Here is a 20,933-nt window from a genome sequence, read left to right as displayed (position 1 = left end):
CGGATATGTCCAACACTCGTCAATCCGCGGGTTACAGCGCTTGGCGCGCGCCCATCCTTTTCGCCGTTCTTGCGATCCTCTTCGTGCTGGAAGGCACCGTTCGGAACAGCATGTTCTCGGGCAGCTGGAACACCTCGCTGGCGATCCTGAACATGGGGCTCTTGTCGGCCATCACCGCCTTGGGCGTGAACATGCAATGGGGCTATGCGGGCCTGTTCAACGTCGGCGTCGTGGGCTTTCTGGCGCTTGGGGGGCTTGCCCCGGTGCTGGTTTCCCTGCCGCCGGTGGAAAACGCCTGGCAGGCCGGGGGCAGCAGGCTGCTGGCGGCGCTGGCCGTGGGCGTGGGGGTCCTGGCCATCGCCAAATTGGTCTGGACAAGGACCCGCAGCGGGCTTGCCATCACGGCGATCCTGATCGCGGGCTTCGTCGCCTATCGCTATCTGTTCGACCCCGCCGTTATCGCGATCGAGGCGAACAACCCGTCTCGCCACGGCAATATCGGCGGGTTGGGCCTGCCGGTGCTGCTTTCATGGCTGGTCGGTGGCCTTTTTGCTGCCGTGGCGGCTTGGGCCATCGGCAAGGTCGCCCTCGGCCTACGCTCAGACTATCTGGCCATCGCCACGCTTGGCATCGGCGAGATCATCGTCGCCGTCATGAAGAACGAGGACTGGCTGGCGCGCGGGGTGAAGAATATTACCTCGATCCCGCGCCCCGTCGCCTATGAGGTCGACCTGCAGAACAACCCCGATTTCGTCGGTTTCGCGCAAAGCTGGGGCTTCCAGGCCGCCGAGGCGTCGGGGATCTGGGTCAAGCTGTCCTACATGACGCTGTTCCTGGTCGTGCTGCTGGTGCTGATCCTGCTGGCCGAACTGGCATTGAAATCGCCTTGGGGCCGCATGATGCGCGCCATCCGCGACAATGAAACCGCGGCCGAGGCGATGGGCAAGGACGTCACCCGCCGCCACCTGCAGGTCTTCATCCTGGGGTCTGCGGTGATCGGCATCGCGGGCGCGATGATGGTGACGCTGGACGGGCTGCTGACGCCCACCAGCTATAACCCGCTGCGCTATACTTTCCTGATCTGGGTCATGGTAATCGTTGGTGGGTCGGGCAACAACTGGGGCGCGGTGCTGGGCGCGGTGACCATCTGGTTCCTGTGGATCAAGGTCGAGGTCTGGGGCCCTGCGCTCATCGGCCTGCTGACCGCCGCCATGCCTGACGGCCCGCTGAAGCTGCACCTCTTGGACAGCGCGCCGCATATGCGCTTCATCGCGATGGGGCTGGTGCTGCTTCTGGTGCTGCGGTTCGCGCCAAGGGGCCTGCTGCCCGAGAAATGAAAAACGGGGCGCCACTGGCGCCCCGTTTCATCTCAGCAATCGTTGCCCAGAACCGCGCTGTGCCACATGCGCCCGTCCGAACTGCGCGCCGATCCCGTCCCGATCTCATAGCTCAGCTGACCCAGAACCTGTTCGCGGTTCGGGCCGGGCACCATCCAGGTTGCCACTGTGGCGGGCGCGCTGCTCCCCGTCCCGACCAATTGCGTCACGCCGCAGGTCGGATAACCGACCGCCCTTGCCCGATCGACCACGTTCGACCCATTCGATCCGGCCACATCGGCACGCCCCATGCGAGCCATGTCGCAGGCATGGGATGCCGCGATGCGGTTCAACAGCTCGCTTTCGGTCAGGGCGGTCTTGCCCTCGGTCGCGCGGGCGGCGGCGATGCCTTCGCGCAATTGCTGGGCCGCCAAGGCGTCACCTGAACATTGCAGGGCCAGCGCCTCTTCGGCGGGGGACTGCGGTCGGCCGAGGCCCGGAAACCCCGATTGGCACCCGGCAAGGGCCACGACGGCAGATGCTGCAATTAGGGAAACCTTGAACATGACGAAACCTCGGTTGCTGACTGGATACATTTCGGCCCAACGCCAAGGGGTTGCACGGGTTCCGCGCGACCACATGGCGCGAAGGTCTTGCAAGGGCGCAAAAGCGCGCTTAAAGCGCAACCATGACCCAGCACCAGCGCCTCTTGATCATCGACTTCGGCAGCCAGGTGACGCAGCTGATCGCGCGTCGCCTTCGCGAACTGAACGTCTATTGCGAAATCCACCCCTTCAATTCGGTGACCGACGCGTCGCTGCGCGAGATGGCCCCTCAGGCGGTCATCCTGTCCGGCGGCCCGGCCAGCGTGACGCAGGAAGACAGCCCCCGCGCACCCCAAGCGGTGTTCGAGATGGGCGTCCCCGTCTTCGGCATCTGCTATGGCCAGCAGGTCATGATGGAACAGCTGGGCGGCAACGTCGAAGCGGGCCATCACGCCGAATACGGCCGCGCCTTCATCGCCCCGGCCCCCGGCCACAAGCAGGACGGCATCTTCGCCGGCCTGTTCGGAACCGGCCGCGAGGAGGTGTGGATGAGCCATGGTGACCGCGTCACCAGCCTGGCCCCCGGCTTCGAGGTGATCGGCACCTCGCCCAATGCGCCCATGGCGATGATCGCGGATGAGACGCGCCATTTCTATGCCGTCCAGTTCCACCCCGAGGTGCATCACACCCCGAACGGCCGCACCATGCTGGAAAACTTCGTCCGGCTGGCGGGCTTCACCGGCGACTGGACGATGGCCTCCTACAAGGACGAGGCGATCCGCAAGATCCGCGAACAGGTGGGCGACCGCAAGGTCATCTGCGGGTTGTCGGGCGGCGTCGATTCGTCGGTGGCGGCGGTCCTGATCCACGAGGCGATCGGCGACCAGCTGACCTGCGTCTTCGTCGACCACGGCTTGCTGCGGCTGAACGAAGGCGACGAGGTCGTCAAGATGTTCCGCGACAATTACAACATCCCGCTGATCGCCGCGGATGAGGCCGACCTGTTTTTGGGCAAGCTTGAGGGTGTCTCGGACCCCGAAACCAAGCGCAAGATCATCGGCGGTCTGTTCATCGACGTCTTCCAGAAATACGCCAGCCAGATCGAGGGCGCGGATTTCCTGGCGCAAGGCACGCTTTATCCGGACGTCATCGAAAGCGTCAGCTTCAGCGGCGGGCCTTCGGTCACGATCAAGTCGCACCACAACGTCGGCGGTCTGCCCGAGAAGATGGGCCTGAAGCTGGTCGAGCCGCTGCGCGAGCTGTTCAAGGACGAAGTCCGCGAGCTGGGCCGCGAACTGGGCCTGCCCGAGAGCTTCATCGGCCGCCACCCCTTCCCCGGCCCGGGCCTTGCCATCCGCTGCCCCGGAGAGATCACCCGCGAGAAGCTGGAGATCCTGCGCAAGGCCGACGCCGTTTTCATCGACCAGATCCGCAAGCACGGTCTCTATGACGACATCTGGCAGGCTTTCGTCGCGATCCTGCCGGTGCGTACCGTGGGCGTGATGGGCGATGGCCGGACCTATGACTTTGCCTGCGCCCTGCGCGCCGTGACCTCGGTCGACGGGATGACGGCGGATTACTATCCCTTCACCCATGAGTTCCTAGGTGAAACGGCGACCCGCATCATCAACGAGGTCAAGGGCATCAACCGCTGCACCTATGACATCACCTCGAAGCCTCCGGGCACGATCGAGTGGGAATAACGGGCGAATGGGAATGACGCGGCACCACGTCGCATGATCATCGGGGAACGCGCGGGGAAACCTGCGCGTTTCTGCGTTTTGGGGGGCCGATGACAAACCTGATCCTGATCCTTGGCGACCAGCTGACCGAAGACATCGCCGCCCTGCGTGCCGCCCGAGAGGGCGATGTCATTGTCATGGCCGAGGTGATGGCCGAGACGACCTATGTCCGCCACCACCCCAAGAAGATCGCGCTGATCCTGACCGCCATGCGCAAATTCGCCGAACGGCTGCGGCAGGCCGGTTGGCAGGTCGCCTACACGACGCTGGACGATCCCGAAAACAGCCAGAGCATCCCGGGCGAACTGCTGCGCCGCGCGGCCGAACATGACGCGCAGGACATCATCGCGACCGAGCCGGGCGAATGGCGGCTGATCCAAGCCTTGTCCGACATGCCCCTGCCCGTCCGCCAGCTGCCCGACGACCGCTTCCTTGCCACCCATGCCGAGTTCGGGGATTGGGCCCGTGACCGCAAGGAATTGCGGATGGAGTGGTTCTATCGCCTGATGCGCCGCAAGACCGGCCTGCTGATGGAGGGCGACGAACCGGCAGGTGGCAAGTGGAACTATGACCACGACAACCGCAAGCCCGCCGCCCCCGACCTGTTCCGCCCCCAGCCTCCGCGGTTCGCGCCAGATGCCGTGACGCAGCAGGTGCTGGACCTGGTCGGGGACCGCTTCGCCGAGAATTTCGGCAATCTGCTGCCTTTCGACTATGCCACCGACCGCAAAGGCGCGTTGCAGGTGCTGGATCATTTCATCAACCATTCGCTGGACCTCTTCGGCCCCTATCAGGATGCGATGCTGACGGATGATCCCTTCCTGCACCATTCGATCCTCTCCCCCTATATCAACTGCGGGCTGCTGTCCCCGGCCGAGGTCTGTCAGGCGGCCGCCGACGCCTGGCAGGCGGGCAAGGTGCGTCTGAATTCGGCCGAGGGCTTCATCCGCCAGATCCTGGGGTGGCGCGAATTCATGCGCGGCATCTATTTCCTGGAAGGTCCGGATTACACCAGCCGCAACGCGCTGGACCACCACCGCAATCTGCCCGGCCTCTATTGGGGGGCGGAAACGCAGATGAACTGCCTGTCCCACGCCGTCGGTCAAACGCGGGATCATGCTTATGCCCATCACATCCAGCGCCTGATGATCACCGGCAATTTCGCCCTGCTGGCGGGGATCGACCCGGCGCAGGTCCATGAATGGTATCTGGAAGTCTATATCGACGCCTATGAATGGGTCGAGGCCCCGAACACCATCGGCATGAGCCAGTTTGCCGATGGCGGTGTCGTCGGGTCGAAGCCCTATGTCAGTTCCGGCAATTACATCAACAAGATGTCGGATTACTGCAAAACCTGCGCCTATTCGGTGACAGCCAAGACCGGCGACAAGGCCTGTCCTTTCAACCTGCTCTATTGGGACTTCCTGATCCGCCACCGCGACCGCCTGCAGGACAACCCGCGCATCGGGCGTGCCTATGCAACCTGGGACCGGATGGAAAAGGACCGCCGCGACACCGTCCTTCAGGATGCCGCAGCGTTTCTGGAACGGATGGAGGCGGGCGAAACCGTCTGATCAGCTTGACGCCACCGCAGTCGCCGGGGATAGCTGGGCCAAAAGGGGACCGACATGAGCTGCGCCTGCGGACATCACCATGCCACCACCACTGACGACAGCGGCACGCCTGCGCGGCTTTCGGTGCCGATGGTGGCGCTGCACGGCAGCCTGACCTGCACCGACATGGCCCAATTGTTGACGGCCCTGTCGCTGCTGCCCGATCACGTCGACCTCAGCCGCGCCGAGCCGGGATGCCTGCGCTTCGACATCGCCCAATCCGAGGACCCGATGGTCTGGACCCTCTCGGAGGTTTTTGCCGATGCCGAGGCTTTCGCCGCCCACCAGGCACGGACCGCAGGCAGCACTTGGGGCCGCGACAGCCGCGATCTGACGCGCGACTTTCACCGCCACGACCTGCACCCCCTGATCCGCGCCGAGGTCCTTGGCGATCACGCCGCGCTGGACCTGCTGTTGATGGCGGCCTTCGGATCCCCCGCCGAGGCGCAGCTGCTGCGCGGGTTGCGTGACAATGGCGATCTGGAGATGTCGCTGGTGGCCCATGCACAAGGCGTGCCCGTCGGTCATGTCGCCCTGTCGCGCCTGACGGCTGATCGTCCGGCACTGGCGCTGGCACCATTGGCGGTGCATCCGGCCCTGCAGGGCCGCGGCCTCGGGACGGCTCTGGTGCATATGGCGCTGCAGGCCGCAGGCGAGCGTCCGGTGGTGGTGCTGGGCGATCCGGCCTTCTATGCCCGCATGGGCTTTGCCCCCGCCGACCTGCAATCGCCCTATGCCGGCCCCGCGCTGCAGATATTCGGTGATCTGCCCAAGGGCAGCGTCATCGCCCATGCCAAGGCCTTCAGCGATCTTTGACCGCCACCCCGCGGGTGCATCTTGCGCCCGCCCCATGCAGGGTCCACATCTGTCGCAACAGACGGAAAAGGATATGACATGGCAGACCCGCAGGTTTTCGACGCAGCCGACACCGCCAAGGCACGCACCGCCCCCGATCTGGGCACGCTTCCCGAATGGGATCTGACCGACCTCTATCCCGCGCCCGACAGCCCGCAGTTGAACGACGATCTGGCGCAGCTTGAGAAGCTGGTCCAAGGCTTTGCTGCCGATTACCAAGGCAAGCTGGCCGATCTGACGCCTGCGCAGATGCTGGAATGCATCGAGACCTATCAGCAGATCGACATCATTGCGGGCAAGCTGATGTCCTATATCGGGCTGCGCTATTATCAGAACACCACCGATCCGACCCGCGCCAAGCAGATGGGCGACCTACAGGCCCGCATCACCGACATGACGACGCCGCTGGTGTTCTTCAGCCTTGAATTCAACCGCATCCCCGAGGCGACCTATCAGGCGATCTTCGACGCCCCTGACGGACCCGCGCGTTATCGACCCGTCTTTGATCGGATGCGTGCCATGCGCCCCCACCAGCTGTCGGATGAGCTGGAACAGTTCCTGCATGACAATTCGGTCGTGGGTGCCTCGGCCTGGAACCGCCTGTTCGACGAAACCACCGCCGCCCTGACCTTCGATGTCGATGGCGAAACGCTTGGCATGGAGGCCACGCTGAACCTGCTGACCGACCACGACCGCGCGCGCCGCGAGGCGGGTGCCAAGGCGCTGGCCAAGGTCTTTGGCGAAAACGTCGGTCTGTTCGCGCGCATCCACAACACGCTGGCCAAGGAAAAGGCCATCGAGGACAAGTGGCGCAAGATGCCGACCCCGCAATATGGCCGCCACCTGTCGAACCACGTCGAGCCAGAGGTCGTCGAGGCGCTGCGCAATGCCGTCACCGCCGCCTATCCGCGCCTGTCGCACCGCTATTACGCGCTGAAGGCGAAATGGCTGGGGCTGGACAAGCTGCAGGTCTGGGACCGCAATGCGCCGCTGCCCACCGAGAACCCGCGCAATATCGACTGGCCCGAGGCCCGCAGCACCGTCCTTGACGCCTATGCCGGCTTCGACCCCAAGCTGGCCGAGCTGGCCGAGCCCTTCTTCGACCACGGCTGGATCGATGCCGCCGTCACGCCGGGCAAGGCGCCGGGTGCCTTTGCCCATCCGACCGTCAGCACCGCGCATCCCTATGTGCTGCTGAACTACCTGGGCAAGCCGCGCGACGTGATGACCTTGGCGCACGAACTGGGCCACGGCGTCCACCAGCGCTTGGCGGCTGGCCAGGGCGAATTGCTGTCGTCGACGCCCCTGACCTTGGCCGAAACGGCATCGGTCTTCGGCGAGATGCTGACCTTCCGCGCCCTGCTGGCCAAGACCACCGATCCGCAGCAGAAAAAGACCCTGCTGGCCGGCAAGGTCGAGGATATGATCAACACGGTGGTCCGCCAGATCGCCTTCTATGACTTCGAATGCAAGCTGCATGCCGCGCGGGCCGAGGGCGAGCTGACCCCCGACGACATCAATGCGCTGTGGATGTCCGTGCAGGCCGAGAGCCTTGGCCCGGTCTTCGAATTCATGCCGGGGTACGAGACCTTCTGGACCTATGTCCCGCATTTCGTGCATTCGCCCTTCTACGTCTATGCCTATGCCTTCGGCGACGGCTTGGTGAACGCGCTCTATGCGGCATACGAGGACGGCCTGCCCGACTTCCAGTCCAAGTATTTCGAAATGCTGTCCGCGGGTGGGTCCAAGCACCACAAGGAACTGCTGGCCCCCTTCGGGCTGGACGCATCCGATCCGGCCTTCTGGGACAAGGGGCTGTCGATGATCGAAGGATTCATCGACGAATTGGAAGCCTTGGAGGACTAAGGCGACGGCGGGGACCGCGTCGGTCCCCGCCGCGTTCACCATATCGCATGCACAAGCTTGCCCCCGTGCCCGTTTCCGGACAGGCTTGATCGGAACGGCGTGGGGGGACTGTCGATGTGGAAGAAGCTTGCTTTGGGGGCCGCGCTGCTGGTCGGATGTGCGGTGGCAGCCTTTCTGACCTTTGCGCCGCCCTATGTCGAACGCATGATGAACCCGGTTACGATGCCCGCCGAGGGTTGGCCCGTCTCGGATCAGGCGCGTGCCCTGCATCAGACGCTGACGATCGGCGATCTGCACGCCGATTCCCTGCTGTGGGACCGTGATCTGCTGCGGCAGGTCGAACGCGGACACACGGATGTCCCGCGCCTGCTGCAGGGCAACATGGCGCTGCAGGTCTTCACGACCGTCACCAAAAGTCCGCGCGGTCAGAACTATGACCACAACAGCGCCGAGGCGGGTGACAACATCACGCCCCTGTTCATCGGGCAGTTGCGCCCGCCACGGTCGTGGTTTTCGCTGCGCGAACGCGCGCTTGTGCAGGCCGAGGCCTTGGCGGATGCCGCCGCCCGCGCCCCCGAACACCTTCGTATCATCCGCAGCCGTCAGGATCTTGAACGCCTGTTGCAGGACCGCGCGAAGGGGCAGCAAGTGCTTGGCGGGCTTCTGGGCTCCGAAGGCGGCCATCCCTTGGAGGGAGATCTGGCCAATCTTCAGGTCCTATACGACGCGGGTTTTCGATTGATGGGGCTGACCCATTTCTTCGACAACCAAAGGGCGGCAGTTTGCATGGGCAGGATGCGGCTGGCCTCAGCGAATTTGGCCGACAGGTCGTCCAGCAGATGGTGGAACGGGGCATGGTGATCGATCTTGCCCATGCCTCGCCCGCGATGGTGCGTGACGTGTTGGCCATCCCCGACACACGGCCCGTCATCTCGCATACGGGGATCGCCTCGCATTGCCCCAGCCCACGCAACCTGTCCGATGACCTGATGGCGCAGATTGCGCAATCCGGCGGGCTGATCGGCATCGGCTTCTGGTCGGACGTCGTCTGCGGCAAGACCCCGGCCGATGTCGCAGGCGCCATCGCCGCGGCCATCCGTCTTGCGGGCGAGGATCACGTCGCGCTCGGCTCGGACTGGGACGGATCGGTTGATTCCCCCTTCGATGCGGCGCATCTTGCGGCGCTGACCCAAGCGCTGATCGACCAAAGCCTGACTTCGGATCAGATCGCCAAGGTGATGGGCGGCAACATGATGGAATACCTGCGGCAGACCCTGCCCGAAACGGACGGATGACGACATGAAACGAACCACCCTGCTGCATGCCGAACTGTCGGGCCTTGTCGCCGCGATGGGGCATGGCGACCTGATCGTCATCGGCGATGCGGGCCTGCCCGTGCCGCCCGGCGTCCGCTGCATCGACCTGGCCCTGACGCGCGGCATCCCCGGCGCCATGCAGGTGCTGGACGCCTTGCTGAGCGAACTGACCGTCGAGCGGTCCTGCATCGCCACCGAGGCGTCTGACGAATTGGTCGACGACTTTATCCGCCGCCAGATCGGCACGGTGACGCGCCTTTCGCATGACGACTTCAAACGCGAAACGGCCAGGGCCCGTGCCATCATCCGCAGCGGCGAATGCACCCCCTATGCCAACATCTGCCTCTGGTCGGGCGTCGCCTTCTGATGCGGAACCCACGGCGGTCGCCTGCGTTTCAACCTCAGATGGCGATCAACAGGAGACTGATCCATGCAAAAAAAGATTCTCGGGCTTAGCGCCGTTCTGGCAATGATGGCACTTTCGGCATGCGAAACCGTGCAAGGCGCGGGACGCGACATCTCGACCGCGGGCGCCGTGGTTCAGCAGGAAAGCGCCGAGGCGCAGGCCGGCATGTAAGCCCCGGCCATCTGACAGGACGGCCCCCACAGCTTGACTGGCGGGGGCCTTCTTATTGGACAGGAACGGCAGACGCCGCCCGTCGTGATTTGCATCACATGCATATCTGTGGAAGCATTCGTGGCGGGTCATCCAATCGTCCACAATGGAGGAGACTTCCCATGCGAATGCTTGCAATCATGCTCTTCGCCCTGCCCCTTCCCGCATCGGCCTTCACAGCCCAGAACGGGATGGAGGCGCAGCAGCTGAACCAGACCGACATCGCCGTGCCGTTTGAAAGCGGACGTCTGACCACCGAATACTGGTGCGCGGCGGGCGATCTGGCCCAACAACAGATGCAGCAGCCGGTGTCCGCCAGCATCTGGCGCGCGACCCCCAAGCCCCGCAACAGCGGCGAGGGGCTGACCTTCACCCTCGATGAAAGCCGCAAGGCCGAAGGTGCGGGCCTTTCTGAATTCGGCTCGGGCGAACACGACGGGGCCATTTCGGTCGGAACGGCCGTATCGGCCTATTGCGACCCGATCATCCCGGACCTGATGAACTGATCATTCGTTCGGGATCCAGATGGCAAACAGGGCCCGCAATGGGGCCCTGTGCGTTTGATTTCGTGACAGCCTGTATCAGCTGTCCATCTTGAGCGCCTGGATAAAGGCAGTCTGCGGGATCTCGACCTTGCCGAACTGCCGCATCTTCTTCTTGCCGGCCTTCTGCTTCTCCAGCAGCTTCTTCTTTCGTGTGGCGTCGCCGCCATAGCATTTGGCCGTCACGTCCTTGCGCATCGCCGACAGCGTTTCGCGCGCGATCACGCGGCTGCCGATGGCCGCTTGGATCGGAATCTTGAACATGTGGCGCGGGATCAGTTCCTTCAGCTTTTCAACCATGGCGCGGCCCCGGCTTTCGGCACGGTCGCGATGCACCATCATCGACAGCGCGTCGACGGGTTCGTCGTTCACCAGAATCGACATCTTGACCAGGTGATCCTCGCGGTATTCGCTGATCTGATAGTCGAAGCTGGCATAGCCCTTGGTCACCGACTTCAACCGATCGTAGAAGTCGAAGACCACCTCGGCCAGCGGCAGGTCATAGACCGCCATGGCGCGGCTACCCGCATATGTCAGGTCCATCTGGATGCCGCGACGGTCCTGGCACAGCTTCAGCACATCGCCGAGGTATTCGTCGGGCACCATGATGGTGGCCTTGATGCGCGGCTCGGTGATGTGATCGATGATCGAGGGGTCGGGCATGTCGGCGGGGTTGTGCAGGTCGATGACCTCGCCGTCGCGCATATGCAGCTTGAAGACCACGCTTGGGGCGGTGGTGATCAGGTCCAGATCGTATTCACGCTCCAGACGGTCGCGGATCACCTCGAGGTGCAGCAGCCCAAGGAAGCCGCAGCGAAAACCGAAACCAAGCGCGGCCGAGGTCTCCATCTCATAGCTGAAGCTGGCGTCATTCAGCGCCAGTTTCTCGATCGCGTCGCGCAGGGGTTCGAAGTCGTTGGCGTCGACGGGGAACAGCCCGCAGAAGACGACGGGCTGCGCAGGCTTGAAGCCCGGCAGAGCCTTCTCGGCGCCTTTCTTCTCGGTCGTGATCGTATCGCCCACGCGGGTGTCGCGCACCTGCTTGATCGAGGCGGTGAAGACGCCGATCTCGCCCGGGCCCAGCTCCGGGATGTCCTTCATGGCGGGCGTCAGCACGGCCAGACGGTCCAGGCGATAGGTCGCGCCGGTCTGCATCATCTTGACTTGATCGCCCTTGCGCACGACGCCGTCCATGACGCGGATCATGACGACCACGCCCAGATAGCTGTCGTACCAGCTGTCCACCAGCATGGCCTTCAGCGGCGCATCGCGGTCGCCCGTGGGTGCGGGCAGCCGGTTCACGATGGCCTCCAGCACGTCGGGGATGCCCACGCCGGTCTTGGCGCTGATGGACACGGCCTCGCTGGCGTCGATCCCGATGACATCCTCGATCTGCGCCTTGACGCGATCGGGCTCGGATGCGGGCAGGTCGATCTTGTTCAGCACCGGCACGATCTCGTGGTCGGCATCGATGGCCTGATAGACGTTGGCCAGCGTCTGCGCCTCGACGCCCTGCGTGGCGTCCACGACCAGCAGCGAGCCTTCGACGGCGCGCATGGACCGGCTGACCTCATAGGCGAAGTCGACATGGCCGGGCGTGTCGATCAGGTTCAACACATAGGTGCGCCCATCCTTGGCAGGATAGTTGATGCGCACGGTGTTCGCCTTGATGGTGATTCCACGTTCCCGCTCGATATCCATGCTGTCCAGCATCTGGGTCTTCATGTCGCGTTCGGCGACAGTCCCCGTAAGCTGGATCAGCCGGTCGGCCAAGGTGGATTTGCCGTGGTCGATATGAGCCACGATCGAAAAATTGCGGATGAGGGACAACTCGGTCATGGCCGGGCTATACTGGGTTGCGCGGGCCGCGAAAAGAGGATTTCGCAGCCCGCACGCGTTTGTTTCGGGCGACGCTGCGACAAGGGGCGCCGGATGCGGCCAAAGGCGCGCGCGTTCGGTGAACGCGCAGCCGGCAAGGCCCCTCGATGGGGCCGTGGCCGGCTTGCCCGTTTCAGGTCAGCGGACCGTTGCCCGGACGCATTGCCCCGGCCAATGGCTTGCGGCGCAGCCCGGCCTCGCGCCACATGGCATAGCCACCCGCCCCCGCGATCAGCGCCGCCCCCAGCAGCATCGGCAGATCGGGCCTTTCGCCGAAGACGACCAGCGCCACAATCAGCGCGAATGCCAGCCGGGAGTAGCGGAAGGGTGCCACCACGGATGCCTCGCCCATGCGCGACGCTGCCACCAGCGCGGTATAACCCAGAACGCCGAAAACCAGCGTTCCCAGCAGCAGCGCCGCCTGCAGCGGATCGGGCATCACCGCAGGCTCGCCCCCCAGCACGGCCAAGACCAGACCGGCAGGCACCATGGCCCCATAGGCCGAGGCCGAGAGCTGGTCCGAGGGCACACCCTTGGGGATCCGCCGCGTGGCCAGATCACGCAGCGTCAGCCCAACCACCCCCATCACCGCCAGCAGCATCGAGGGATGGAACGCCGCCGTGCCCGGCCTCAGGATCAGCAGAACCCCCGCAAACCCCACCGCGACCGAGGACCAGCGCCGCCAGCCCACCTGTTCACCCAGAAACAGCGCCGCGCCCAGCACCAGCGTCAGCGGCAGCACCTGCAGGATGGCCGATGTCGTCGCCAATTCACCCAGCGCCAGCGCCGTGACGAAACCGAAGGCGCCGATGATCTCGCCCAGATTTCGCAGGGCCACCATCGGATGCAGCAGGTCCCGCGTCCACATCGCCTGTCCCTGCATCGCCAGTTTGGCCCAAAAGACACCCAGCGCCGCCAGCCCCGTGATCGCCAGCAATTCCCAGACCGGCATCGTGGCGGTCAGCGTCTTGATGAAGGCATCCTCCAACGCGAACATCGCCATGGATGCGCTCATGAACAGCGATGCGCGTCCATTGTCGGACAGGCGGCTGAAGGCGCTCATGCCGATGCCTCCAGTTCAGCGACCAAGGCGGGCAGATCGCCGATGGTCGCCAATTCGCGCAGCCGTGGATGATCGGGCGTATCGGCATGTTCGGCGATCCATGTCAGCCCATGGGGGATATGGACACCCCAGCCGCCGATCTGCAGCACCGGGATCACGTCGCTCTTCATCGAATTGCCCGCCATCAGGAAGCGCTCGGGCGCAATGTCATGGGTGTTCATGACCCGCGAATAGGCCTCGGGCGTCTTGTCCGCCAGGATCTCGACCGCCTCGAACATCTCGGCCAAAGCGGATGCGGCGACCTTGCGTTCCTGGTCCATCAGGTCGCCCTTTGTGATCAAAATCAGCCGCCGCTCCTGCAGCCCTTCCAGTGCCTTGACGACACCCGGCATCACGTCGACCGGATGGGCCAGCATTTCGCGCCCCATCTCGAGGATACGCCCGATGGTCCGCCCGTCTACGTTTCCATCCGTCAGTTCCACCGCCGTCTGCACCATCGACAGCGTGAACCCCTTGATGCCATAGCCATAGCGGACGAGGTTCGCGCGTTCGACGTCGTACAGGCGGGATGCGATGGTCTCGGCATCGCCGTGATCGGCCAGCAGGGCCGTGAATTCGGCCTCGGTCACGCGGAAGAAGGTCTCGTTCTCCCACAGGGTGTCATCCGCATCCAGTCCGATGGCTTCGATCATCCCGCACCTCCTGCATTCGCGACCATATCTGCACGGAATGCAGTTGGATGACGCCCCATGCAACCCCCTGCCGCCGCCAAGACGATTGAGAAACGGCCCACGTTTTGGTATCAATGGGAACCGCCTGGGCAAGAAAGACCGGAACCAACCGGCATCCCCGGCATCCGAGGACGAGAATCGAGGAGACAGCCCATGCTGAACCGTCTGGTGATCGCGGCAGCCACCATCGTGCTGACCACCCCCCTGGCCATGGCCGGACCCATCGACAATGCCTGCGTGCGTTCCGACCGCGCCCGCGGCAACGCCCCCCTGTGCGGCTGCATCCAGCAGGTCGCCAACCAGACCCTGTCGCGGTCCGACCAGCGCAAGGCCGCCGCCTTCTTCCGCGACCCGCATCGTGCGCAAGAGGTCCGCACCTCCAAGCGCGATTCGGACAACTCGTTCTGGCGCCGCTATCGCAACTTCGCCTCACAGGCTGAGCGTCTCTGCCGCTGACCGATGCGCATCACCGTCCTGACCGGCGCGGGCATTTCCGCGGAAAGCGGGTTGGCGACCTTTCGTGCCAGTGACGGATTGTGGGAAAACCACAGCATCATGGATGTCGCCACGCCTGAAGGTTTTGCCAAGGACCCTGCGCTGGTCCATGCCTTCTATAACATGCGCCGCAAGGCCGCGCATCAGGCCCAGCCGAACGCCGCGCATCTGGCCCTGCCCAAGCTGGCGACGCATCACGACCTGACCTTGGTGACGCAGAACGTGGACGATTTGCATGAACGCGCAGGCAGCCTGGACGTGATCCACATGCATGGCGCATTAAACCGGGCGTGCTGCGCCGCCTGCGGGTATGACTGGCCCGCGCCCATGGTCATGACGCCCCAGGACCCCTGTCCGGCCTGTGGCAAACCCTCGATCCGCCCCGACATCGTCTGGTTCGGGGAAATGCCGCTGCACATGGAACGCATCTGGCACGCATTGGAGAACAGCGACCTGTTCGTGGCCATCGGCACATCGGGCAACGTCTATCCCGCAGCGGGCTTTGCCCAGCACGCCGGGCGCAACGGTGCGAAATGCCTAGAACTGAACTTGGAGGCCAGCGTCAATGCCGATGATTTCGATCAGCAGATCCTCGGCCCCGCCAGCGTGACAGTCCCCGCATTGGTCGATGACCTCTGCGGCGCCTGACGCCCGATAAATCTTGCGTAACGGGGGCGTGATGGGCTAGTGCCATCCTGCCTCGGTTCCGGGTTCGCCCGGTGAAAAGGGAACGCAGTGAAAATCTGCGGCTGCCCCCGCAACTGTCAGCGGTCAGCAAGGTCGGATATGCCACTGTCCCCCGTGGGGATGGGAAGGCCCGGTCAAGCGACGACCCGCCCAGCCAGGAGACCTGCCGAGCGCGATCACCCAAAGCATATGCGGGGCGCATATGTGAAACGGATCTTCCGTCGAGGTGGTATTCGCCGTTGGGGTCCCTTGGGACCGCAACTGACCATACCCGCCCGGACGCAACAGGTCCGGGCATCCCGAAGGATGCAGAACGTGCCCTTGTTGTCCCGCCTTTGCCTTGCCACCGCCCTGACCGCCCCCTGCATTGCCGCCGCGCAGGAAGCGCCCGTCATGCTGCCCCCCATCATCATGTCGGCCAACCAGACCGCGTCCCAGCCGGGCCGCACAGGCGCCGACGTCCAGATCGTCACGCGCGAGGATCTGCATCGTGACGGGACCACGCGCCTGGTGGATTACCTTGCGACGCTGCCGGGGGTCTCGGTCACCTCGAACGGCGGGTTCGGCACGCAATCGACGCTGCGCCTGCGCGGTCTGCCGACGCAATACGTCAAGGTCCTGGTGGACGGCATCGACGTCAGCGACCCCTCGGCCCCGCAGATCCGTTTCGACGCGGGCGCCATGCTGACCGGCGACATTGCCCGGATCGAGGTGCTGAAGGGTCCGCAAAGCGCGCTCTATGGCTCCGAGGCGATCGGTGGCGTGGTCTCGATCACCACGCTGGACGCAGACCGCCAAGGGCTGCACCAGCAGGCGGGCGTGGAATACGGCAGCAACAACAGCACGCGCCTGTCCTATGGCGTGCAGGCCGCCAATGACACCCAGCGCGCCGCCCTGACGGTGCAGCATTACGAAACCGACGGCTTTTCGGTCGCCGATGAAAACGACGGCAATACCGAGGACGACGGCGCCCGGGCGACCCGCGTCACCCTCTCGGCCAGCCAGGACCTGACGCCCGCGCTGACGGTGGGCGTTGCGGGCTTCTGGCAGAAGACCCGCGTGGATACGGATGGCGACTTCCCGGTGCTGGTCGACAATGCCGACCGCAGCGCGGGCATCATGCGCGGGGCACGGGTCTTTGCCGATTACACCATGGGTGCGACCGAACACGGGCTGTCGGTGCAGCGCAGCGAAACCTCGCGGCAGGAAACCTTCGGGGGCTTCACCTATCCCTATGAGGGTGAGCGGACCGAATACGCCTATGACGGGTCCACCCTTGTGGGGCAGGACGTGACACTGGCTTGGGGTGCCAGCCACAGCGACGAACGCTTCCAGGGCGATGCCACCGACGCACGCTATCTGACCAATTCGCTCTATGCCGAGGCACAATGGGTCGCCACGCCCGATCTGGATATCGCCCTGTCAGCACGTCACGATCACAATTCGCAATTCGGCGGCAAGGAGACCGGGCGTCTGGCCATTGCATGGCGGGCAACCGATAGCATCACCCTGCGTGGCCAGCACGGCAGCGGCTATCGCGCACCCTCCCCCTATGAGCTTTATGCCACATGGGGCGGCAACCCGGACCTGACCCCGGAAACCGCCATCGGCACCGAGATCGGCTTGGATTACGCCCCCACCGCCGACAGCAGCTTCGGCGTGACGCTGTTCCGCACGAAGATCAACAATCTGATCGACTATTCGCTGGACGACTTCGATTATCAGCAAATCACCGGCGACAGCCGCACCCAAGGGATCGAGTTGACCGGCGAAACCGCCATCACCGACCGCATCCGCCTGTCGGGCAACCTGACCTATACCGATACCCGCGACCCAAACGGCGATCCGCTGAACTGCGTGCCCGAACGCAGCGCGACGCTTCGGGTCGCGGGCGATCTGGACACCGCCACCCGCGCCAGCCTTCAGGCGGTCTATCAAGACGGGCTACTGGATGACGGGTCGGAAATGCCCTCCTTTACCGTGCTGAACGCCCAGATCGAGCGCGACCTGACCCCCACCACCACCGGCTATCTGCGGGTCGAGAACCTACTGGATCGCGAATACCAGGTGCTGGAGGGCTATGGCACATCCGACCGGGCGATCTTTGCGGGGCTGCGTGCCTCTTTCTAGGCTGGCACTGATGGTGGCGCTGGTGGCGACACCGGCGCTGGCGGCCCCTGCGCGGGTTGTTTCCATGAACCTCTGCACGGATCAGCTGGCGCTGATGCTGGCGGCACCGGGGCAGCTGATCTCGGTCGGCAGCTATGCGCAGGACCCCGACCTGTCGCCCATGGCGGATGCCGCGAAGGCGCTGCCCGCCAACCATGGCCGCGCCGAGGAAATCTATCTGATGGCCCCCGATCTGGTGCTGACCGGACAGTTTTCCGCGGGGCCCGCCGTGCGGATGCTGCAGGACCTGGGCATCCCGGTGCAGATCCTGCCGCCCGCCGATACCATCCCGCAGATCCGCGACCAGATCACCCGGATAGGCGATCTGCTGGGACGGCAGGATGCGGCGCGCGATCTGCTGGCGCGCTTCGACGAGGGGCTGGCCCGGATCCCGCAGCGGACCAAGGGGCGTGCGCTCTTCTATGACGCGAACGGCTTCACCGCGGGGGGGCAGACGCTCTCCGACACCATCCTGACGCGGGCGGGCTGGCAGAACATCGCCGCCGATCTGGGCATCACCGGCCCGGGGGCGCTGCCCTTGGAACAAATGGTCATGGCCACCCCCGATCTGATCGTCACCGGCGCCCGCTGGCCCGGCCAGTCACGGGCCGAGGCGATCCTGGATCACCCCGCGCTGCGCCATGCCGCCAAGGTGCCCACGGTCACCACCGACAACACATGGATCTGCGGCACGCCCTTCATCCTGACCGCCATCGAGAACCTGCCATGACGCCCCTCTTCCGCCTGCTGGTCGCGCTGGTGCTGGCGCTGTTCGTCACTTCGCTGCTGATCGGACCTGCGGGGGTGGGCGCGCTTGCCAGCCTAAAGGCGCTGGTGCTTGGCGGTGACGGCCCCCTGCCCATTGTCATGCGCCAGATCCGCCTGCCGCGTGCGCTGCTTGGAGTGGCCGTCGGCGCGGGGCTGGGGCTGACCGGCGCCGCGATGCAAGGCTATCTGCGCAACCCCCTGGCCGAGCCGGGGCTGATCGGTGTCTCGGGCATGGCGGCCCTTGGGGCGGTGATCGCCATCCAGACGGGGGCCTCGCTGGCCTTCGCGCTGGCGCTGCCCGCGGCGGCGCTGGCGGGGGCAGCCATCGGCATCGGGTTGCTGGTGGCGCTGGCCGGCCCACGCGGAGGCTCGGTCACGCTGATCCTGGCGGGGGTCGCGATCTCGGCCATGGCGGGGGCGGGAACGGCCCTGGTGCTGAACCTCTCGCCCAACCCCTATGCCGCGAATGAGATCATCTTCTGGCTGATGGGGTCGCTGGCCGACCGGTCGCTGGTCCATGTCGCGCTGGCCCTGCCGCCGATGGCATTGGGGGCAGCGCTGATCGCCACCACGGCCCGCGGCCTTGATGCACTGACCCTGGGCGAGGCTGCGGCGCAGGCCCTCGGCATCGACGCCACCACCCTGCGCTGGCGGCTGATCGCCGGGGTGGCGCTGATCGTCGGGCCCGCGACGGCGGTTGCGGGGGCCATCGGCTTTGTCGGGCTGGTGGTGCCGCATCTGTTGCGCCCCTGGGTCGGGGCACGGCCCTCGCGGCTGCTGCCCGCCTCGGCGCTTGGCGGGGCGGCGCTTCTGCTGGCTGCCGACATCGCGGTGCGCGTCATCACCCCCGAACGCGACCTGAAGCTGGGGGTTCTAACCGCCATCGTCGGCGCCCCGCTGTTCCTGCATCTGATCTGGAAAACCCGCAGCGGGGGACGCATCTGATGCTGAGGCTTGAAAACCTGTCGGTGATCCGTCGCAACCGCCCGGTGCTGAAAGGCATCGACCTGACCGTTGGCGCGTCCGAATTCATCGGCCTGATCGGCCCGAACGGCGCGGGAAAATCCACCCTGATGGAGGCCGCCCTTGGCCTGATCCCCGCCACGGGGCAATCGTCGTTGGCACAGTTGCCCGCCGCCGCCCGCGCCCGCCACGCCGCCTATCTGCCGCAGGCGAAAGAGATCGCATGGCCCGTCAGCGTCCGTGATCTGGTTTCGCTCGGTCGTCTTGCATGGCCCGGTGGCGGGGGCACCTCTGCCGACCGGCAGGCCATCGACCGCGCCATCACTCGCATGGGGTTGCAGGATTTTACCCATCGCACCGCGCAGCGCCTGTCGGGGGGTGAGCAAGCCCGCGCCCTGATCGCCCGCGCCTTGGCGCAGGACACGCCCCTGCTGCTGGCGGATGAGCCGATCGCCGGACTAGACCCCGCCCAGCAACTGGCGACCATGCGATTATTCGCGGAATTGGCGCGTGAGAGGCGCGGTGTCGTGGCCTCGATCCACGATCTGGGGCTGGCTGCGCGGTTCTGCACGCGGCTGGTCCTGCTGGCCCAAGGGCGCATCATCGCGGATGGCCCGCCGGATGAGGTGCTGCGGGACGATCTGATGACCCGCGCCTTCGGCATCACCCTGTGCCGTGTCCAGACGCCCGACGGGCTGGCGATCCTGCCGGTCTAAACCTCAAGCCGGGCCAGAACCTCATCGGTCAGGGCGGCCATCTCGGCGCGGGCGGGACCTGACCTGGCGGTCTCGGTGGCGCCCAAGCCCTGCCCAAGCGTCTCGGCATATGCGACACGATTGGCGATCTGGACGTCGGCGACGCTGGCACCCAGTTCCTGCGCCTTTTCAGCCACTTCCGCGGATAACCTCGTGTTCGGGCGCGCGCGGTTAAGCACCACCAGCACATCGGCTTTTTCGCGCCGCGCCAGGTCCAACACCCCCTCGGTCGCCCAGAGGTCCACATGGCTGGTCGCCACCGGCACCAGCACCAGATCGGCCACCTTGAGCGATGGCCGCAGATCGCTGTCGATCTTGGGCGGCGTGTCGATGATGACGAAATCGAAGCGCTTCTTCAGCTTCTCGCTCTCATAACTGGCACCCCAGGCCGATGAGGTCGAGAAGTCCATCGCCTCATCCTCGCCCTGCGCCTGCATGCGTTCCATGAACCAGCGGCCCATGCTGCCCTGCGGATCGGTATCGACAAGGGCCACCGAATGACCGCGCGCGTGCAGCGAGACCGCCAGGTTCACCGCCAGCGTGGTCTTGCCCGAGCCGCCCTTCTGCTGGGCCACGGTGATGATGCGTCCTGCCATGCGCGGTTCCTTCTGCTGTCCCTTGCGGCAAGGTTAACAGGCGGCGGGGCAATTGCACGACTATAATGCAGCTGCAGCATCAGCGGTCGAAGACCGACTGCACCTCGTACATCACGGGCTCGAAGCTTTTGCACATGGCGTGGATCTCTCGGTTGCGGCGGCGCATCTCGGTGCTGCGCAGCATCGCCTGGTAATCGCCGCGCGCGTTCCACTGCGAATAGGTGGCGATCCGGGTCTGTGCGTCGTTCAGATGGATCGCCCCGCCAAGGCAGCCCGGCTGCTGGCTGCTGGCTGATGACCTGTTCCCAGGCCGCCGTCAGCAGATCAAGCACGTCATGCGCGCTGCCCGGGGTCACCTCGAATGTCGTGATGACGGTCTGGCCGGTGAAATCCGGCTGGATCTGTGGCATGTCGGTC

19 protein-coding genes, 1 pseudogene and 1 riboswitch are annotated in these 20,933 nt (G+C 65.1%); of the genes and pseudogenes, 15 read left to right on the top strand and 5 right to left on the bottom strand.

The window, feature by feature from the left end:
• The first annotated feature begins 5 nt into the window (after nucleotides 1-5).
• Nucleotides 6-1,337 (top strand): branched-chain amino acid ABC transporter permease, encoded by a 1,332-nt coding sequence (locus DDE75_RS06395; RefSeq protein ID WP_108501544.1) that lies wholly within the window; start codon nucleotides 6-8, stop codon nucleotides 1,335-1,337.
• A gap of 32 nt (nucleotides 1,338-1,369) precedes the next feature.
• Here the strand turns inward: DDE75_RS06395 and DDE75_RS06390 are convergent, their stop codons facing one another.
• Nucleotides 1,370-1,882 (bottom strand): CAP domain-containing protein, encoded by a 513-nt coding sequence (locus DDE75_RS06390; RefSeq protein WP_162798927.1) that lies wholly within the window; start codon nucleotides 1,880-1,882, stop codon nucleotides 1,370-1,372.
• A 122-nt stretch (nucleotides 1,883-2,004) separates the two neighbouring features.
• Here DDE75_RS06390 and guaA point away from each other — a divergent pair, with 122 nt between their 5' ends.
• From guaA to DDE75_RS06350, 8 genes and pseudogenes are all read left to right on the top strand, one after another.
• Nucleotides 2,005-3,564 (top strand): glutamine-hydrolyzing GMP synthase, encoded by a 1,560-nt coding sequence (guaA, locus tag DDE75_RS06385; protein WP_108501542.1) that lies wholly within the window; start codon nucleotides 2,005-2,007, stop codon nucleotides 3,562-3,564.
• Nucleotides 3,565-3,653: 89 nt separating this feature from the next.
• The gene (locus DDE75_RS06380; protein WP_108501541.1) at nucleotides 3,654-5,177 is read left to right on the top strand and encodes a cryptochrome/photolyase family protein; all 1,524 of its coding nucleotides are present in this window, start codon (nucleotides 3,654-3,656) and stop codon (nucleotides 5,175-5,177) included.
• Between the two features lie 54 nt (nucleotides 5,178-5,231).
• Nucleotides 5,232-6,032, top strand: a complete 801-nt coding sequence (locus tag DDE75_RS06375) for a GNAT family N-acetyltransferase (protein WP_108501540.1) — start codon at nucleotides 5,232-5,234, stop codon at nucleotides 6,030-6,032.
• 78 nt (nucleotides 6,033-6,110) lie between these two features.
• On the top strand, nucleotides 6,111-7,937 hold the full coding sequence (locus DDE75_RS06370) for a M3 family oligoendopeptidase (protein ID WP_108501539.1): 1,827 nt from the start codon (nucleotides 6,111-6,113) through the stop codon (nucleotides 7,935-7,937).
• A gap of 114 nt (nucleotides 7,938-8,051) precedes the next feature.
• Nucleotides 8,052-9,232, top strand: a pseudogene (locus DDE75_RS06365) (dipeptidase).
• A 4-nt stretch (nucleotides 9,233-9,236) separates the two neighbouring features.
• Complete coding sequence (gene rbsD / locus DDE75_RS06360; protein WP_108501538.1) at nucleotides 9,237-9,620, top strand: D-ribose pyranase; 384 nt, start codon at nucleotides 9,237-9,239, stop codon at nucleotides 9,618-9,620.
• A 63-nt stretch (nucleotides 9,621-9,683) separates the two neighbouring features.
• Nucleotides 9,684-9,830, top strand: a complete 147-nt coding sequence (locus DDE75_RS06355) for an entericidin A/B family lipoprotein (protein WP_108501537.1) — start codon at nucleotides 9,684-9,686, stop codon at nucleotides 9,828-9,830.
• 161 nt (nucleotides 9,831-9,991) lie between these two features.
• A complete protein-coding gene (locus DDE75_RS06350) occupies nucleotides 9,992-10,375 on the top strand; it encodes a hypothetical protein (RefSeq protein WP_162798926.1) in 384 nt (127 codons plus the stop codon).
• Between the two features lie 75 nt (nucleotides 10,376-10,450).
• Here DDE75_RS06350 and lepA read toward each other — a convergent pair whose 3' ends face one another.
• From lepA to DDE75_RS06335, 3 genes are all read right to left on the bottom strand, one after another.
• Nucleotides 10,451-12,250: a translation elongation factor 4 gene (gene lepA, locus DDE75_RS06345; RefSeq protein WP_108501535.1), complete on the bottom strand. Its 1,800-nt coding sequence runs from the start codon at nucleotides 12,248-12,250 to the stop codon at nucleotides 10,451-10,453.
• Nucleotides 12,251-12,422: 172 nt separating this feature from the next.
• Nucleotides 12,423-13,352, bottom strand: a complete 930-nt coding sequence (locus tag DDE75_RS06340) for a DMT family transporter (protein ID WP_108501534.1) — start codon at nucleotides 13,350-13,352, stop codon at nucleotides 12,423-12,425.
• Nucleotides 13,349-14,044: an HAD family hydrolase gene (locus DDE75_RS06335; RefSeq protein ID WP_108501533.1), complete on the bottom strand. Its 696-nt coding sequence runs from the start codon at nucleotides 14,042-14,044 to the stop codon at nucleotides 13,349-13,351. The genes DDE75_RS06340 and DDE75_RS06335 overlap by 4 nt, the downstream gene beginning before the upstream one ends.
• Nucleotides 14,045-14,236: 192 nt before the next feature.
• Between DDE75_RS06335 and DDE75_RS06330 the strand changes: the two genes are divergently transcribed.
• The 6 genes from DDE75_RS06330 (at nucleotide 14,237) to DDE75_RS06305 (ending at nucleotide 19,881) form a co-directional block, all read left to right on the top strand.
• On the top strand, nucleotides 14,237-14,539 hold the full coding sequence (locus DDE75_RS06330; RefSeq protein ID WP_108501532.1) for a hypothetical protein: 303 nt from the start codon (nucleotides 14,237-14,239) through the stop codon (nucleotides 14,537-14,539).
• A 3-nt stretch (nucleotides 14,540-14,542) separates the two neighbouring features.
• Nucleotides 14,543-15,226, top strand: coding sequence for an NAD-dependent deacylase (locus DDE75_RS06325; protein ID WP_108501531.1), 684 nt, complete (start codon nucleotides 14,543-14,545; stop codon nucleotides 15,224-15,226).
• 36 nt (nucleotides 15,227-15,262) lie between these two features.
• A riboswitch (cobalamin riboswitch) is annotated at nucleotides 15,263-15,449 on the top strand.
• A 131-nt stretch (nucleotides 15,450-15,580) separates the two neighbouring features.
• Nucleotides 15,581-17,395 (top strand): TonB-dependent receptor plug domain-containing protein, encoded by a 1,815-nt coding sequence (locus DDE75_RS06320; RefSeq protein WP_162798925.1) that lies wholly within the window; start codon nucleotides 15,581-15,583, stop codon nucleotides 17,393-17,395.
• Entirely contained in the window at nucleotides 17,382-18,164 is a 783-nt protein-coding gene (locus DDE75_RS06315; protein ID WP_245894640.1) for an ABC transporter substrate-binding protein, read from the top strand. The genes DDE75_RS06320 and DDE75_RS06315 overlap by 14 nt, the downstream gene beginning before the upstream one ends.
• The gene (locus DDE75_RS06310; RefSeq protein WP_108501528.1) at nucleotides 18,161-19,147 is read left to right on the top strand and encodes a FecCD family ABC transporter permease; all 987 of its coding nucleotides are present in this window, start codon (nucleotides 18,161-18,163) and stop codon (nucleotides 19,145-19,147) included. The genes DDE75_RS06315 and DDE75_RS06310 overlap by 4 nt, the downstream gene beginning before the upstream one ends.
• Nucleotides 19,147-19,881, top strand: coding sequence for an ABC transporter ATP-binding protein (locus tag DDE75_RS06305; RefSeq protein WP_108501527.1), 735 nt, complete (start codon nucleotides 19,147-19,149; stop codon nucleotides 19,879-19,881). The genes DDE75_RS06310 and DDE75_RS06305 overlap by 1 nt, the downstream gene beginning before the upstream one ends.
• Here DDE75_RS06305 and parA read toward each other — a convergent pair.
• The gene (gene parA / locus DDE75_RS06300; protein ID WP_108501526.1) at nucleotides 19,878-20,516 is read right to left on the bottom strand and encodes a ParA family partition ATPase; all 639 of its coding nucleotides are present in this window, start codon (nucleotides 20,514-20,516) and stop codon (nucleotides 19,878-19,880) included. The two genes, DDE75_RS06305 and parA, sit on opposite strands and share 4 nt — an antisense overlap.
• Nucleotides 20,517-20,933 lie beyond the last annotated feature (417 nt).

Origin of the sequence: Paracoccus indicus (assembly GCF_003056335.1) — a bacterium.
GTDB lineage: Bacteria > Pseudomonadota > Alphaproteobacteria > Rhodobacterales > Rhodobacteraceae > Paracoccus > Paracoccus indicus.
The sequence above is the reverse complement of the archived record's forward strand: the minus strand, read 5'-3'. Positions and strand labels throughout refer to the sequence as shown.

What these genes read in the sequence shown, in the direction of transcription:
- DDE75_RS06395 (WP_108501544.1), top strand. Translation starts at nt 6, where the DNA reads ATGTCCAACACTCGTCAATCCGCGGGTTACAGCGCTTGGCGCGCGCCC.
- DDE75_RS06390 (WP_162798927.1), bottom strand. Translation starts at nt 1,882, where the DNA reads ATGTTCAAGGTTTCCCTAATTGCAGCATCTGCCGTCGTGGCCCTTGCC.
- guaA (WP_108501542.1), top strand. Translation starts at nt 2,005, where the DNA reads ATGACCCAGCACCAGCGCCTCTTGATCATCGACTTCGGCAGCCAGGTG.
- DDE75_RS06380 (WP_108501541.1), top strand. Translation starts at nt 3,654, where the DNA reads ATGACAAACCTGATCCTGATCCTTGGCGACCAGCTGACCGAAGACATC.
- DDE75_RS06375 (WP_108501540.1), top strand. Translation starts at nt 5,232, where the DNA reads ATGAGCTGCGCCTGCGGACATCACCATGCCACCACCACTGACGACAGC.
- DDE75_RS06370 (WP_108501539.1), top strand. Translation starts at nt 6,111, where the DNA reads ATGGCAGACCCGCAGGTTTTCGACGCAGCCGACACCGCCAAGGCACGC.
- rbsD (WP_108501538.1), top strand. Translation starts at nt 9,237, where the DNA reads ATGAAACGAACCACCCTGCTGCATGCCGAACTGTCGGGCCTTGTCGCC.
- DDE75_RS06355 (WP_108501537.1), top strand. Translation starts at nt 9,684, where the DNA reads ATGCAAAAAAAGATTCTCGGGCTTAGCGCCGTTCTGGCAATGATGGCA.
- DDE75_RS06350 (WP_162798926.1), top strand. Translation starts at nt 9,992, where the DNA reads ATGCGAATGCTTGCAATCATGCTCTTCGCCCTGCCCCTTCCCGCATCG.
- lepA (WP_108501535.1), bottom strand. Translation starts at nt 12,250, where the DNA reads ATGACCGAGTTGTCCCTCATCCGCAATTTTTCGATCGTGGCTCATATC.
- DDE75_RS06340 (WP_108501534.1), bottom strand. Translation starts at nt 13,352, where the DNA reads ATGAGCGCCTTCAGCCGCCTGTCCGACAATGGACGCGCATCGCTGTTC.
- DDE75_RS06335 (WP_108501533.1), bottom strand. Translation starts at nt 14,044, where the DNA reads ATGATCGAAGCCATCGGACTGGATGCGGATGACACCCTGTGGGAGAAC.
- DDE75_RS06330 (WP_108501532.1), top strand. Translation starts at nt 14,237, where the DNA reads ATGCTGAACCGTCTGGTGATCGCGGCAGCCACCATCGTGCTGACCACC.
- DDE75_RS06325 (WP_108501531.1), top strand. Translation starts at nt 14,543, where the DNA reads ATGCGCATCACCGTCCTGACCGGCGCGGGCATTTCCGCGGAAAGCGGG.
- DDE75_RS06310 (WP_108501528.1), top strand. Translation starts at nt 18,161, where the DNA reads ATGACGCCCCTCTTCCGCCTGCTGGTCGCGCTGGTGCTGGCGCTGTTC.
- DDE75_RS06305 (WP_108501527.1), top strand. Translation starts at nt 19,147, where the DNA reads ATGCTGAGGCTTGAAAACCTGTCGGTGATCCGTCGCAACCGCCCGGTG.
- parA (WP_108501526.1), bottom strand. Translation starts at nt 20,516, where the DNA reads ATGGCAGGACGCATCATCACCGTGGCCCAGCAGAAGGGCGGCTCGGGC.